The following is a 13,088-nucleotide window of genomic DNA, read 5'->3' on the forward strand; positions in this document are numbered from 1 at the left end:
CCCATCGCCGGAGCGTGCGCGATCCCGGAGGAGCCTCATGACCACGCCGTTCACCGTCACGACGTACGAGAGTCGCGGGATGCGCCACCGGCGCCCGCGCCGCGGCCTCGTCCCGTTCCTGCTCCCGCCGGCGATCTGGGCCGGCGTCGCGGGGGTGCTGGCCCTGTGGTGGAGTGACACGGCCTCGGTGGTCGGCCCGGTGGGCTGGCTCACCGGCGCGGGACGCATCACCGGCCTGCTGGCCGGGTACGCCTGCGCGGTCCTGCTGCTCCTCATGGCCCGGATACCGCTCCTGGACCACGCTGTCGGCACCGACCGGCTCGCCCGCTGGCACGCCTGGGGCGGCCGCTGCACCGTCTCCCTCTCCCTCGCCCACACGCTGCTGATCATCTGGGGTTACTCGCTGGCCTCCCGCACGGACGTGGTCAGCCAGACCTCCGCACTCGTCCTCCACTACCCCGACCTGCTCAAGGGCACGGCCGGCTTCCTGCTGTTCGCGGCCACGGGGATCCTGTCCGCCCGCGCCGCCCGCCGCAGGATCAGTTACGAAGCGTGGCACTACCTGCACTTCGCGACCTATCTGGCGGTCTTCCTCACCTTCGGCCACCAGCTCTCCAACGGGGCGGACTTCGTCGGCAACCGGCTCGCGCAGGCGGCCTGGTACACGCTCTTCCTCGGCGTCGCGGTCCTGGTCGCGTGGTACCGCTTCGCCGTCCCCGTCCGCCGAGGGCTGCGCCACCGCCTGAGCGTGGCCGCGGTCCGCCCCGAAGCACCGGGCGTGGTCTCCGTCCATCTCACCGGCCGGCACCTCGACGAGCTCGGGGGCGAGCCGGGGCAGTTCCTGCGCTGGCGTTTCCTGACCCGCGGAGCGTGGTGGGCCGCGAACCCCTACTCCCTCTCCGCCCCCGCCCACCCCGGCCACCTGCGGATCACGGTGAAGACCGCGGGCGGGCACAGCGCCGCCCTCGCCCGGCTGCGGCCCGGCACCCGGGTGTGGGCCGAGGGACCCTACGGCGCCCTCACCGCGCGCCGCCGTACCGCTCCGAAGGTCCTGCTCCTGGCCGGCGGGGTCGGCATCACCCCCCTGCGCGTGCTCTTCGAGACGCTGCCGGGCCAGGTGACCCTCGTCTACCGGGCCCGCCGTGCCGCCGAGTTCGCCCTCCGGGGTGAGCTCGACGAGATCGCCGCCCGCCGCGGGGCCGCCGTGCACTACATCGCCGACGAACCGGCCGGGCACTCCCGCCCGCTCACCGCCCAGGCTCTCGGCGCCCTGGTCCCGGATCTGGCCGCGCACGACGTCTATCTCTGCGGCCCGCCCGGCATGACGCGGGCCGCGATCGGGGCCCTGCGCGATGCCGGGGTCCCAGTCCGGCGCATCCACCACGAGTCCTTCGCGTTCTGAGGAGAACCGCCATGCGCCGAGCCGTCCTCGCCACCACCGGGATCAGCACGCTGATCGTCGCCCTGCTCGCTCTCAAGCCCCACCAGCTCCCCGCCCTCGCCGGGACGGCTCCCCGTTCCGCGGCCTCGTCCCCTCCCGCAGGCACCTCGCCGGGCCCCGCCACCGGGACGGGCATGTTCACCGGAGATCCCGTCGACACCCGGTACGGCACCGTGCAGGTCGCCGCCACCCTCGCCAAGGGAAGGATCACCGCCGTCCGGGTCCTGCACGCCCCGGACGAGAACGGCCGTGACCAGGAGATCACGTCCTACGCCCTGCCCCGCCTCACCCAGGAAGCGATCGGCGCCCAGAGCGCGGACATCGACGCCGTCTCCGGAGCCAGCTACACCAGCCAGGGCTACATGCAGTCCCTCCAGAGCGCCCTGGACCAGGCCCATGCCTGAGGCCGCGACCAGGCTGCGCCACGTCGAGCACGTCATGGGCACGGTCTTCTCCTTCGACATCCGGGACCGGCCGACCTCGGCCATCCGCCGTGCCCTTGCCGAGGCCGTGGACCACCTCCACCGGGTCGATGCCGTGTTCTCCACCTACCGGCCCGACAGCCACATCAGCCGTCTCGGCCGCGGCGAGACCCGGCTGGAGGACTGCCCGCCCGAAGTCCGCGAAGTCCTGTCCCTGTGCGCTCAGGCCACGTCCACCAGCGACGGCTGGTTCAGCGTGGTCGCCGCGGGAACCCTCGACCCCTCTGGGCTGGTCAAGGGCTGGGCCACCGAAAAAGCGTCCCAGCTCCTCTACGACGCGGGGGCGCGCCACACCTGCGTGAACGGCGGAGGCGACCTGCAGCTCCGCGGCCCGGCGGGCCCGGGTACGCCGTGGCGCATCGGCATCGCCCACCCGCTGCGCCCCGGCCGGCTGGCCACCGTCATCACCGTGGGGCACGACCTGGCCGTCGCCACCTCCGGCACCGCCGAACGCGGCGCCCACATCGTCGACCCGCACCACGGCGGACCTGCCGATACGTTCGCCTCTCTCACCCTCGTCGGGCCCCGCCTGACGATGACCGACGCCTACGCCACCGCCGCGTTCGCCCGAGGCCACGAGGCACCGGAGTGGCTGAGAACACTGGACGGCTACGAAGCACTCGCGATCCTGCCCGACGGCCGGGAATGGCGGTCTCCGAGTTTCAGCCGCTACGGCTCATGACGTGCGTCACGGCGTCATCCGCGCCCGGCGCTCCGTGCCCGCCGCGTGCCTGTGAGCCGTGCCCGCCGCGTGCCTGTGAGGTGCCGGGCGGTGCCTTGCGCGGGTGGTCTCCGGCCGCGAGATACCCCCCGGGGTATTGCTGTTAGGGTGGGTGCCAGATACCCCCGGGGGTACACCATCCGAAAGGAGTCGTGAGTCGTGTTCTTCGTCGACACCCTGGAATTCGAGGGTCTGGGCAACCGCTGCTATCTGGCCGGCGGATCCAACGCCGCGGTGGTCGTGGACCCGCCGCGCGACATCGACCAGGTCATCGCCGCGGCGGCCCGCCGCGGCGTGCGCATCGCGTTCGTGGCCGAGACCCATGTGCACAACGACTACGTCACCGGCGGCCTGGAGCTGGCCCGCGTCACCGGCGCCCGGTACCTGGTGCCGGCCGCGGCACACGTGGCGTTCGCCCGCACCCCCGTCGCCGACGGGGACACGGTGACGGTGGACGAGGGCCTGGTGCTGCGCGCGATCGCCACCCCGGGGCACACCCCGCACCACACCTCCTACGCCCTGACCGAGGACGGGCGCGCCGTGGCGGCGTTCACCGGCGGCTCGCTGCTGATCGGCACCGTGGGCCGCCCGGACCTGGTCGAGCCGCGGCTCACCGGACAGCTGGCCCGCGCCCAGCACGCCTCCGCCCACCGGCTCGCCGACGAGCTGGACGACGACGTGCCGGTGCTGCCCACCCACGGGTTCGGCAGCTTCTGCTCCTCATCCGAGGCCGGGGGCGACGCGAGCACGATCGGCAGGGAGCGCGGGACCAACGACGCGCTGACCCTGGACGTGGACACCTTCGTCGCCCGGATGCTCGCGGGGCTGGACGACGTACCCGCGTACTACGCGCACATGGGCCCGGCCAACGCGGCAGGTCCCGCGCCGGTCGACCTCACCCCGCCGCACCGTACGGACGCCGAGGAGATCGCCTCCCGGCTGGCCGCGGGCGAGTGGGTGGTGGACCTGCGCAGTCGCATGGCTTTCGCCGAGGGACACGTGGCCGGATCGTTCAACTTCGAGGGCGCGGGCAAACTGGCCACCTACCTGGCCTGGCTGATCCCGTGGGGCAAGCCCGTCACCCTGCTGGCCGAGACCCCGGAACAGATCGGCGCCGCGCAACGGGAACTGGCGCGGGTGGGCATCGACCGCCCGGCCGCCGCCGCCACCGGTGACCCGGCCGCCTGGGTCCGTGAGAGCGAGCAGCTCGTCTCCTTCCCCCGTGCCCGCTTCGCCGACCTCGCCGATGCCCGTGAGCGCGGCGACGACATGGTCGTCCTGGACGTGCGCCGGGACGTGGAGCGTGCGGGCGGTTACGTCGACGGCTCGGTCCACATCCCGGTCCACGAGCTGCACGGCCGCATCGGCGAGGTGCCGGACGGGGTGGTGTGGGTGCACTGCGCCGGCGGGATGCGCGCGGCGGTCGCCGCCTCCCTGCTGGACGCCGCCGGCCGCGACGTGGTCGCCGTCGACGACGGCTTCGACGCCGCCAGCGAGGCGGGGCTGCCCCTCACCCGATCCGTCGGCACCCGCTGACACGCTCCTCCGCGCCACCCGCACGAAAGTGATCGATCGATGTTCTCGCTTCTCCGCCGCGGCCCCGGCCGCCTCACCCCCGAGCAGGTACGTCAGCAGACTGGCCAGGGCACATCCGTCCTGCCGTACGTCCGCGGAACACCGGAGCGGGCCGCCGGGCCCGCGCCCGGCGCGTTGCGCCTGCCCCTTTCCCGCCTGGCAGCAGGGGCATCGCTCCCGGCAGCCGCGCAGGGCGCGTCGGTGGTCGCGGTCTGCCGCTCCGGTCACCGCTCCCGGCGGGCAGCCGGGCTGCCGGCCGGACGCGGCGTCCAGGCCGCGGTCGTCACCGGCGGCACGGCCGCCCGGGCACGTGCGGGCCTGCCGGTCACCGCCCGGGGCGGCAACGGCGGTGTCATAGCGTGAGCGCGCTGATCCTGGCCCTGATCGCGGGGGCCGTGGTCGGACTCGCGCTCGGCGCGCTCGGCGGGGGCGGCAGCGTCCTGGCCGTCCCGGCGCTGATCTACCTGCTCGGCTTCACCGCGGCGGCCGCCACCACCGCCAGCCTGATCATCGTCACCGCCACCTCGCTCACCGCCCTGTTCGCCCACGCCCGCACCGGCGACGTCCGCTGGAGAGCCGGCGGCCTGTTCGCCGCGGCCGGACTCCTGCCCGCCGCCGCAGCCGGAGCCGCCGCGTCCCGTCTGCCCCAGCCCGTGCTGACCGCGGCGTTCGCGGCCGTCGCCGCGCTCAGCGCCGTGAGGATGCTCCGCCCCGGCCGCGCCGCCACCGGTGCGGCGGCCGGCGGGACAAGGCCCGTCAGGGCGGTCGGCACCGGCGCGGGACTGGGCGCGCTGACCGGTCTGCTCGGCGTCGGGGGAGGCTTCCTCGCCGTGCCGTCCCTGGTCACCGTGCTGGCATTCGAGATGCGGGCCGCCGTCGGCACCAGCCTGCTGGTCATCTCGGTGAACTCGCTGGCCGCCCTGGCCACACGCGGCGCCACCACCTCGGGCATCGACTGGGCGGTGGTCGGCCCCTTCACCGGGGCGGCGATCCTCGGCGCGTGGGACGGCAAACGCCTGGCCGCCAAGGCCACCGGCGCCCTGTTGCAGCGGGCCTTCGCCGTCGTGCTGCTGGCCGTGGCGGCCTTCATGCTCGTCGACGCTCTCACCTGACAGGCCGGGCGACCGGGTGGCACGGACCAGGGTCAGGCCAGCGAAAGGAACAGCTTCTCCAGCCGGGTGCGCATCTCCTCCCGGTCACCGGAAGCGGCCATGTCCGCATCGGTCAGGCAGTGCTGCAGACCGGTCGCGATGATCGCGAAACCCGCCTTGTCCAGAGCCCGGGAGGCCGCCGCGAGCTGCGTGACCACGTCCTCACAATCCCGCCCCTCCTCGATCATCTTGATCACACCGGCGATCTGGCCCTGCGCCCGGCGCAGCCGGTTGACCACCGTCTTCAGTTCCTCAGCCGCCATCGCCAGTTCCACAGCCCACACTCCTTCGAGATACCCCGGCGGGTATCGTACCGAAGGGCTGACTCCCACCATGCGAAGGAAAGTCCCCGTGGCACCCACCGCCCTCACCGTCGACCAGGTCAACGCCCGTCTCCAGGAGCTGACCGTCATCGACGTGCGCTCCCCCGGCGAATTCGCCTCCGGCCACCTGCCCGGCGCCCACAACGTCCCCCTCGACCACTTCGACACGGCCCTGCCCGCCCTGCAAGCCGCCGCGGACCGCGGCGACCTCCTCATGGTGTGCGCCTCCGGTGCCCGCTCCGCGACCGCCTGCCGGCGCCTGGCCGAGCAGGGCGTCACCGCCGCCACCCTCACCGGCGGCACCACCGCCTGGACGCAGCAGGGCCACGACATCCACCGCCCCGCCGGCACCCGCACCGGCTGGGCCATGGACCGTCAGGTCCGCCTCGCCGCCGGCTCCCTCGTCCTGACCGGCCTCCTCGTCGGACGACGCTGGAACGCGGCCCGCTGGCTCTCCGCGGGTGTCGCCGGCGGTCTGGTGTTCTCCGCCCTCACCGATACCTGCGGCATGGCCAGGATCCTCGCCGCCTTGCCCCACAACCAGGCCGAGACCGCCGACCTGGACGCCACCCTCGCCGCCCTGACCGGCTGACCCCCCGACCGCACGGCGACCGTACCGGGGTATCAGGCGAAGCCTTGGTGATGGCTGCCCGGCAGCCGCGTGCGGCCGCCGCGTCTCGTCCAGGAGGATGCGCAGGGCGTTGGTGGGCGGCTCGCCGGGAGCGTGGACCGCGTAGTACGCGTCGTCGAGCAGGACCGCCGCACGGTGTGTGACGGTCGCCCCGGCGATGCTCTTGACCGTGCCGGCCGCCCAGTCGGTGCCGGTGGGGTCGTGCTGCGGATTGAGGACGAGCAGGGAACCGCGTCCCGCGCGGTCCAGCCCGACGCCGTCTCCGCGGCGTCGGGCTGCCGGCCCCGGGCGGGACGCAGGCCGTACGGAAGCGGTCGGTAGCCGAGCGGGGCGAGTAAGCCTCCGTAGTCCCGGCCCGGTGCGGGGACGAGCGCCGTGGGTGCCGCGTCCGGTGCCCGGCCGTCGCCGAGCAGCGGGCGGCCGGAGTCCGCCATGGCGGCCCGCGCGCCGCTCTGGCCGACGGCCACGTCGTACCTGCCGTCGTCGGTCCCTGACCCGTACGGACTGCCGGCCCCGCGGGAGGTCCTGCGGGCCTACGTCACCCGGACCCTCCACCTGCCGGCGGGCAGCCGTGCGTGGGCGGGCAGGGTGGGCCAGCGTGGCCGCCAGTGCGGGGGCGATGCCGTTCCATGTCCCGCCCAGGCTCAGGTAGACGAGGTCGCGGACGTCCCTGCCGTACGCCTGCCTGGTGCCGGCGTACGAGGCGTGCGTCCTCGTGGCCGTCGGGGAGTGTGCCGCCGCGCAGCTGGAGCCGGCTGCCGGTGGGCCGTTGCGGGAGCGGCGCTTGCGGAGCATGGACCTGGGGTGGGCGTGCACGCGGCAGCGGCCGCGTCAGGGGATATGGCTGCGGGGTCCGGCGCAGGACGTGGGTCCTCGGGCCGTCATCGAGGGGTCGGCGCAGGGGGCGTCCGGGCGGGAGATCCGCTCGTCGGCGTCGGTGACCGCGAGGATGGCCGCGACCGCGGCCGGTGGCCGGTTTACCGCGATGCGGGTGCGGCACTCGGGCACCGCGAGTGACCCTCCCCGACGAGTCCTCGCCGAGGCGCATCGGGAGCCGGTCCGGCAGCGCGGCCGGGCGGAACAGAAGGTGATCGATGACGACGATCGGTGTGGAAGAGGAGTACCTGCTGCTCGACCCGGTCACGGGCCTGCCGGTACCGCTGGTGGACAAGGTGCGTGCCGCGGCCGGCCTGGGGAGTCTCGTGGCCGACCAGGAGGTGCACTGCGAGCTGCTGCAGGCGCAGGTGGAGGTGGCCACCCCGGTGTGCGGCACGCTGGAGGAGGTCGGCGGGCACCTGCTCCGGCTGCGGCACGCCCTGGGAGCGGCCGCCGAGGCCCACGGCTGCCGGATCGCGGCCTGCGCGACTCCCCCGCTGCGCCACGGCCACCCCGTGGCCGTCACCGACCAGGCCCGGTACCGGGCCATGCTCACCCAGGCGCCCCAGCTCGTGGCGGAGCAGTTGGTCAACGGCATGCACGTCCACGTCGGCGTCCCCAGCCGGGAGACCGGCGTGCAGGTCCTGAACCGGATCCGGGTGTGGCTGCCCACCCTCACCGCCCTGTCCGCGAACTCCCCGCTGTGGGACGGCCACGACACCGGCTTCGCCAGCTGGCGCACCGTGATCTTCAGCCGCTGGCCGGTCAGCGGCATCCCCCCGCACTTCGCCGACATCGCCGACTACGACCGGCGCGTGCGGCAACTGCTGGACAGCGGTCTGATCTCGGACACCGGTCAGCTGTACTGGCAGGTCCGGCTGTCGGCGCGGTACCCCACCATCGAGATCCGGTGCCTGGACGTGCAGTTGCGCCCGGACGACGCGGTGATGCTCGCCGGCCTCGTCCGGGCCCTCGTGGAGACGGCGCTGGCCGAGATCGCCGCTCGTGCTCCCGCGCTCGACTGCGACCCCGAGCTGTTGCAGGCCAGTATGTGGCACGCTGCCCGGCACGGACTGAGCGGCACCCTGGTCGATCCCGGCGGCCGGCAGCGCCGGGCCGGCGAGATGCTGTACGAGCTGCTGCGCCACGTCGCCCCCGCACTCGACGCCTCCGGTGACAGTCGGCAGGTGACGGCCCTCGTCCACCGGCTTCTGCAGAACGGCACCGGCGCCGACCGGCAGCGCGCCGCCCTGGCCCAGGGCGGCCTGTCCGCCGTCACGGACCTGATCCTCGACAGGAGCACCATGCCCTGACCCGCCCGCCCTCACGAACCCGCGGGTAGTGGCCTTGGCCCATCGCCCGGAGCGTACTCAGCCGCCGCCCCCCGGCCCGTACGCGTGCTCGCGGGCCAGGGGGCCGGAGTCGGCGTGGCGGCCGGGTCGGGCGGCGGCGTGACGCTGTCCGGGGCCGGGCCCGCCGCGGTCGGCGAGGGCATCGGCTACGGCGCCGGCGGTGAAGGCGTAGACGGCCTTGTGCAGGAGGTCCACGGCGAGTTCCCGGCGAGGCCAGGTGCCGGGCGGGGCGCCGACGCCCGTCGCGTTCTCCAGGATCTGGTCGTTGACGAGGCGGACGACGGTGAACTTGGCGGAGGCGAGCGGTCCGCGCAGTCCGGCCTGGGCCATGACCGACCGCAGCACTCCGAGGACGGCGGCCTGGCCGTAGTGCATGGCCCAGTTGACCGGCAACGGCTGCCTGCCGGGACGTTCGGGCAGGCCGGTCAGCCGCTGGAGGACCCGTGCCGGCACATGGGAGTCGGGCCGGCCGGTGACGGCCTGCTCGATCTTCTCGCCGCACGTCATCACGATGCCGCCGACGGTGCCGGCGAGCAGTCCCTGCCACAGTGCGCGCTTGAGCATGCCCCGGCGGGTACCCACCGGCACCGCCTTCACCCGCACGTCCGATGCCTCCCGGCCAGGCGTGCCTTCTCGCGTGGCCGTCCGCCCGGCACTCTCCGGAGAGGCGAGCACCCTGGCTGCCCGCGCCGCGTTCCGCCGGCGGGTCAGTCCCCGGTGGTCTTCTCGACCAGCGAGCTGTACACCAGCTGGAGCGTGTCCGCCCCGGCCAGAGCGGCGAGCGCGCCCATCGCGGTGCGTGTCGCGCGCGGCCACAGAAGCTGGCCGGCGGTCAGGGTGGAGGCCACCCAGACGCTCATGCAGAAGGGGCAGGTGGCCAGTTCTCCGACGGTGTGCTTGCCGTCCTCGGGCTGTGCCTCCTCGTGCAGCTCGGCCGGGCCCTGCGGGCCGACGTACCGGGTGAAGGGGGCGCGCAGCGGGCTGGTGACCGATGCCTTGGTCAGCAGTCGGCTGAGCCGGAACGTGGCGACCGAGGTCAGGACCACGTCCCACGGCTCCGGCCGGTCGGGCAGCGGCCGGCCGCGCAGGCGTACGGCGGTGGCCCAGGCCGTCGTGTACGCGGCGAAGCCCGTCATGGCGGCGAGGTAGCCGCCCAGCGGCCTGTCGTGCGCGGCCGCGTACTCCCGTCGGGTCCGTTGCAGCAGCCCGTGCAGACGTCGTGCGAGGCGGCTGTCAGCTGCGGTTCCCATGAGCTCCCGTTTTCCTGAGTCGCGGTGCTTGGCCGGCCTAGTCCGGCGCCTGCCCGTCACTGTCCTGTGGTCGCAGCCGGATCTCGACGTGGCCGTCGGTGATCCGGGTCTCGAAGGCCGGCTGGGGCGCGGTGGCGGGACCGCGGACGTTCCAGCCGTCCGAGAGCCGGAAGACGCTGCCGTGCCAGGGGCACTTCACGCAGCCGTCGCTGACCGTGCCCTCGGAGAGCGGTCCGGCGAGGTGGCTGCACCGCTCGGCCAGGGCGTGGACCGTCCCGCCGGCTTCCCGGACGACCAGGACCGGGACGTCGTCCACGCTGCGCCGCGCGGGCCGGTCGACGGGGAAGTCCGCCACGGCTCCGATCCGGTGCCAGCCCTCGGTGACGAGGTACGGGACCTCTTCGGCGTGGTTGGCGCCGGACGCCTGGCGGTAGGCCAGGTGGCCGCCCAGCATGCCGCCGAGCGCGACCGTCGTCAGCCCGAGGAAGCCGTAGACCCGGCCTGCCGCGTGCCGTCCCTTGACGCGGCGGGTCAGCGAGGCGGCGTACAGGCCGACGGCCGCCGAGTTGGCCAGGGCGTGCACCAGTCCGATCCGCTGCTGCCGGCGGTGCAGTTCCGCCCAGTCGACCCAGCCCGCCAGGGCCGCGGGCACCGCGGAAACCAGCCCGACGCCGATCAGCAGGCCTGCTTCCCGGGAACGCCGGGGGTACAGGTCCAGTACCGCCGCCGACAGCCAGCTGCCGATCGGCACCTGCACCATCAGCGGATGCAGCGGGTGGCCCAGCCACCTGCCGTGCAGGAGGTCCCGGGCGTCGCCGAGCGGCAGGGCCTGCACGCGTTTGCGGACCGCGTCGATCACCGCGTCGGCCCTGGGCTCGCGCTCCAGGCGGTCGAGCAGCCGCAGGACACGGTTCTGCCGCAGCTGTGGGCGGCGTGGCGTCATCCTCATGGTCGGCTGGGTCCCCACCTGCGCGGACGGCAAACGGATCAGGGGCATCCGGGACGGTCCACCGGGTGAGCGCGCGCCCCGGCGGACGGTGTCGCACGTACGACGGCTCCCTGCGGGGGCGCTCAGCCCGTCCCGGACAGTGCTTCCTCGGCCTGGCGGACGCGCCACTCCTCGATCGTCTCCTGCTGCTGCCGGGCTCGTTCGAGCAGGGTGTCGAGCCGGGAACGGTCCAGGCGCTCGTCGCTCGCGCCGAGCCGGCGCAGGGTCTGCCAGCCGGCCGCCTTCCCCTCGACTCCCAGCCGCAGGGCTTCGAGATCCAGTACGGTGCCGAGCGGTGAGGGGCGTACCAGGTGTCCGTTGGGCTTCAGCCGTCCCAGCTTCTCGCCCGCCCAGCCCGCGCACACCTTGTAGCGGCGCACGGGAACGCCGAGGTCCCGCATGATGTCCAGCAGCGCTTCCCGGTCCTGGGCGATCCCGGCCGCCACGGGCGCGAGGGCGCGGCCCAGCGCGGAGGCGCGGGCGGTGCGCACCAGGCGGGCGGCGCGTTCGGTGCCGGCGGTGGCGCCGGCGAGGTGGTCGTTGAGGTAGATGCCGAGCAGCCTCGTGCCGGCGCTTCGTCCTGTCGGGCTGCGCCGGGCGACGCCGGGATGGGGAGCGGTGTTCATCTGTGGCCTCCTTCGGTTGCCGGGACCCGCCGGCAGGCGGGCGGTGGATCAGCGCGGAGCCGGGCGCGACCGGGCTTCAGTCCGGGTCGCGGGGCAGGTAGTAGGTCTCTCTCAGATACGCGGCCAGGTCCTGGAGGGCCTGCCGGTATCCGGCTCTGTAGCGGGCGTCGACATCGGTCCGGCGCCCCTCGGCCTCCGCCCAGGAGTCGAGGTGCAGAGCGATGAGCAGGTGGTTGCGGTACAAGGTGCCGTGCCGTCCGCCGAGGGTGGCTCGCGCGCGGTCCTCGTCCCAGTCCTCCAGGTCACCGGTCTCGAAGGCGAGCAGTTCGTCGTCGGTCCGCGGCACGTTTCCCTCCTCGGGTGGGTCTCCGATGTGACGGGTACCGCGCCGGCTTCCCGCGATGTCAGCCGTGTCCGCCGTGCCGGCGCGGTGGGCGGAGTTCGGTGTTGCGGCTGGGGCCGTGCCACTCCAGACAGACGACGGTGGCGTCGTCGGCGAGCTGCCCGTCGTGGTGGTCCAGGACGGCGCGCATCAGCCGCCGCAGGGTTTCCGGAACGGACAGGCCGTCGGCGTGGTGGCGGATGATGAAGTCGGTGAACTGGTCGAGGCCGAATTCACGGCCGTGCCGGTCGCGGGCCTCGGTGATGCCGTCGGTGTAGAGGAGGACGCGGTCCGCGGGCTCCAGCTGCTCGCGGCACAGGGTGGCGCGCAGGCCCAGTTCGGTGCCGAGCGGATGGGTCGGCGGGCACCGCAGGGTCGTCGTCCAGCGGCCGCCGCGGATGAGGACCGGCGCGTGGTGTCCGCGGCTGACCCAGCTGAGGAGGCCGGTGCGCATGTCGACGTCGGCCAGGACGGCGGTGACGTAGGCGTCGTGGCCGAAGTGCTCGATGAGACTGGCCTCGACCCGCTCCCCGGTGGTGATCAGGTCGGCGCCTTGGCGGCGTTGGTTGCGGCAGGCGGTGACCGCCAGGTTCGCCGTCAGCCCGGCGCGGCTGTTGTGTCCCATCGCGTCGAAGACGGCCAGGTGCACCTGCTCACCGGCGACCGCGTAGTCGAAGGCGTCGCCGCCGACGGCGTAGGCCGGCTCGATCGCCGCGGCGACCACCACGTCCTGGTTGGCGAACGCGCGCGGCGGCATCAGGTTCCACTGCAGCTCGGCGGCGAGATTCATCGCCTGGGTGCGCACCAGACGGGCGTGCGCGTCGCTGTGCGGTCGTTTGCTGACCACCATCAGACCCACCAGGGACGCCAACGTCTGCAGCTCCTCGACATCGGCGCCCGCGGCCAGGTCGACGCGCAGGACTCCGAGGCGCTCGGTGCCGTTCAGGATCGGCACCCACCACCGGCGCGGGATCCCGTCGGGGCCCGGCAGCGACCGGGTGGTGGAGAAGGCGTGGCCGGGCAGCGTGCCGTCGACCGAGTAGACCTCGCCGCCCTCCCCGGCGTCGATCCCCTGGCCGGTGACCTCCCGCAGGATCTCCTGCCGCAGGTCGGCCAGGAAGATCCGGGCACCGGCCAGGCCGCCACGGGCCGCGTGCTCGGCCAGCAGCCCCGGCAACTGGTCGAACGCGACCAGATGCCCGCCGTTCAGCATCCCGGTGAGCACGCTCGGCATGCCTGGCCGCTCGCTCATCCCGTTCACCTCTTACCGGCCGCCCCGCGCCCTGCCTC

General features: G+C 74.1%; 15 protein-coding genes. 8 read left to right on the forward strand and 7 right to left on the reverse strand.

Annotated elements, in window-relative coordinates; all coding sequences use genetic code 11:
- Positions 1 to 37 precede the first annotated feature (37 nt).
- From ACH4OA_RS26280 to ACH4OA_RS26305, 6 genes are all read left to right on the forward strand, one after another.
- Entirely contained in the window at positions 38 to 1,402 is a 1,365-nt protein-coding gene (locus ACH4OA_RS26280) for a ferric reductase-like transmembrane domain-containing protein (protein WP_397971348.1), read from the forward strand.
- A gap of 11 nt (positions 1,403 to 1,413) precedes the next feature.
- Positions 1,414 to 1,845: an FMN-binding protein gene (locus ACH4OA_RS26285; protein WP_397971351.1), complete on the forward strand. Its 432-nt coding sequence runs from the start codon at positions 1,414 to 1,416 to the stop codon at positions 1,843 to 1,845.
- Positions 1,838 to 2,605: an FAD:protein FMN transferase gene (locus ACH4OA_RS26290; protein WP_397971354.1), complete on the forward strand. Its 768-nt coding sequence runs from the start codon at positions 1,838 to 1,840 to the stop codon at positions 2,603 to 2,605. Before ACH4OA_RS26285 ends, ACH4OA_RS26290 begins: the two co-directional genes overlap by 8 nt.
- A gap of 198 nt (positions 2,606 to 2,803) precedes the next feature.
- On the forward strand, positions 2,804 to 4,180 hold the full coding sequence (locus tag ACH4OA_RS26295) for a rhodanese-like domain-containing protein (RefSeq protein WP_397971357.1): 1,377 nt from the start codon (positions 2,804 to 2,806) through the stop codon (positions 4,178 to 4,180).
- A 39-nt stretch (positions 4,181 to 4,219) separates the two neighbouring features.
- On the forward strand, positions 4,220 to 4,582 hold the full coding sequence (locus ACH4OA_RS26300) for a rhodanese-like domain-containing protein (protein ID WP_397971360.1): 363 nt from the start codon (positions 4,220 to 4,222) through the stop codon (positions 4,580 to 4,582).
- The gene (locus ACH4OA_RS26305; RefSeq protein WP_397939564.1) at positions 4,579 to 5,331 is read left to right on the forward strand and encodes a sulfite exporter TauE/SafE family protein; all 753 of its coding nucleotides are present in this window, start codon (positions 4,579 to 4,581) and stop codon (positions 5,329 to 5,331) included. Before ACH4OA_RS26300 ends, ACH4OA_RS26305 begins: the two co-directional genes overlap by 4 nt.
- 32 nt (positions 5,332 to 5,363) lie before the next feature.
- On the opposite strand, the gene ACH4OA_RS26310 is transcribed toward ACH4OA_RS26305, so the two are convergent.
- Entirely contained in the window at positions 5,364 to 5,645 is a 282-nt protein-coding gene (locus ACH4OA_RS26310; RefSeq protein ID WP_007492737.1) for a metal-sensitive transcriptional regulator, read from the reverse strand.
- A 76-nt stretch (positions 5,646 to 5,721) separates the two neighbouring features.
- On the opposite strand from ACH4OA_RS26310, the gene ACH4OA_RS26315 reads away from it, so the two are divergent.
- A complete protein-coding gene (locus ACH4OA_RS26315; RefSeq protein ID WP_397971363.1) occupies positions 5,722 to 6,285 on the forward strand; it encodes a rhodanese-like domain-containing protein in 564 nt (187 codons plus the stop codon).
- 1,133 nt (positions 6,286 to 7,418) lie between these two features.
- Entirely contained in the window at positions 7,419 to 8,513 is a 1,095-nt protein-coding gene (locus ACH4OA_RS26320) for a glutamate--cysteine ligase (protein ID WP_397971366.1), read from the forward strand.
- 57 nt (positions 8,514 to 8,570) lie between these two features.
- On the opposite strand, the gene ACH4OA_RS26325 is transcribed toward ACH4OA_RS26320, so the two are convergent.
- The 6 genes from ACH4OA_RS26325 to ACH4OA_RS26350 form a co-directional block, all read right to left on the reverse strand.
- Positions 8,571 to 9,116 (reverse strand): hypothetical protein, encoded by a 546-nt coding sequence (locus ACH4OA_RS26325; RefSeq protein WP_397947111.1) that lies wholly within the window; start codon positions 9,114 to 9,116, stop codon positions 8,571 to 8,573.
- A 143-nt stretch (positions 9,117 to 9,259) separates the two neighbouring features.
- Positions 9,260 to 9,802 carry a DUF1360 domain-containing protein gene (locus tag ACH4OA_RS26330; RefSeq protein ID WP_397947113.1) on the reverse strand — a complete coding sequence of 181 codons (543 nt, stop codon included), beginning with the start codon at positions 9,800 to 9,802 and terminating at the stop codon, positions 9,260 to 9,262.
- 37 nt (positions 9,803 to 9,839) lie between these two features.
- Positions 9,840 to 10,751, reverse strand: coding sequence for a Rieske 2Fe-2S domain-containing protein (locus ACH4OA_RS26335; RefSeq protein WP_397939580.1), 912 nt, complete (start codon positions 10,749 to 10,751; stop codon positions 9,840 to 9,842).
- Between the two features lie 122 nt (positions 10,752 to 10,873).
- Positions 10,874 to 11,416, reverse strand: a complete 543-nt coding sequence (locus ACH4OA_RS26340; protein WP_397971369.1) for a hypothetical protein — start codon at positions 11,414 to 11,416, stop codon at positions 10,874 to 10,876.
- Between the two features lie 76 nt (positions 11,417 to 11,492).
- A complete protein-coding gene (locus ACH4OA_RS26345; protein WP_397939584.1) occupies positions 11,493 to 11,762 on the reverse strand; it encodes a hypothetical protein in 270 nt (89 codons plus the stop codon).
- Positions 11,763 to 11,820: 58 nt separating this feature from the next.
- Entirely contained in the window at positions 11,821 to 13,050 is a 1,230-nt protein-coding gene (locus tag ACH4OA_RS26350; protein ID WP_397939585.1) for a PP2C family protein-serine/threonine phosphatase, read from the reverse strand.
- Positions 13,051 to 13,088: the final 38 nt, after the last annotated feature.

The sequence above is a fragment of the Streptomyces sp. NPDC017095 genome (assembly GCF_044332325.1).
GTDB lineage: Bacteria > Actinomycetota > Actinomycetes > Streptomycetales > Streptomycetaceae > Streptomyces.

Excerpts from the sequence above, each read along its gene's own strand:
- ACH4OA_RS26285 (WP_397971351.1), top strand. The coding sequence starts at position 1,414 with ATGCGCCGAGCCGTCCTCGCCACCACCGGGATCAGCACGCTGATCGTC.
- ACH4OA_RS26325 (WP_397947111.1), bottom strand. The coding sequence starts at position 9,116 with ATGCTCAAGCGCGCACTGTGGCAGGGACTGCTCGCCGGCACCGTCGGC.
- ACH4OA_RS26320 (WP_397971366.1), top strand. The coding sequence starts at position 7,419 with ATGACGACGATCGGTGTGGAAGAGGAGTACCTGCTGCTCGACCCGGTC.
- ACH4OA_RS26340 (WP_397971369.1), bottom strand. The coding sequence starts at position 11,416 with ATGAACACCGCTCCCCATCCCGGCGTCGCCCGGCGCAGCCCGACAGGA.
- ACH4OA_RS26300 (WP_397971360.1), top strand. The coding sequence starts at position 4,220 with ATGTTCTCGCTTCTCCGCCGCGGCCCCGGCCGCCTCACCCCCGAGCAG.
- ACH4OA_RS26330 (WP_397947113.1), bottom strand. The coding sequence starts at position 9,802 with ATGGGAACCGCAGCTGACAGCCGCCTCGCACGACGTCTGCACGGGCTG.
- ACH4OA_RS26335 (WP_397939580.1), bottom strand. The coding sequence starts at position 10,751 with ATGAGGATGACGCCACGCCGCCCACAGCTGCGGCAGAACCGTGTCCTG.
- ACH4OA_RS26280 (WP_397971348.1), top strand. The coding sequence starts at position 38 with ATGACCACGCCGTTCACCGTCACGACGTACGAGAGTCGCGGGATGCGC.
- ACH4OA_RS26350 (WP_397939585.1), bottom strand. The coding sequence starts at position 13,050 with ATGAGCGAGCGGCCAGGCATGCCGAGCGTGCTCACCGGGATGCTGAAC.
- ACH4OA_RS26290 (WP_397971354.1), top strand. The coding sequence starts at position 1,838 with ATGCCTGAGGCCGCGACCAGGCTGCGCCACGTCGAGCACGTCATGGGC.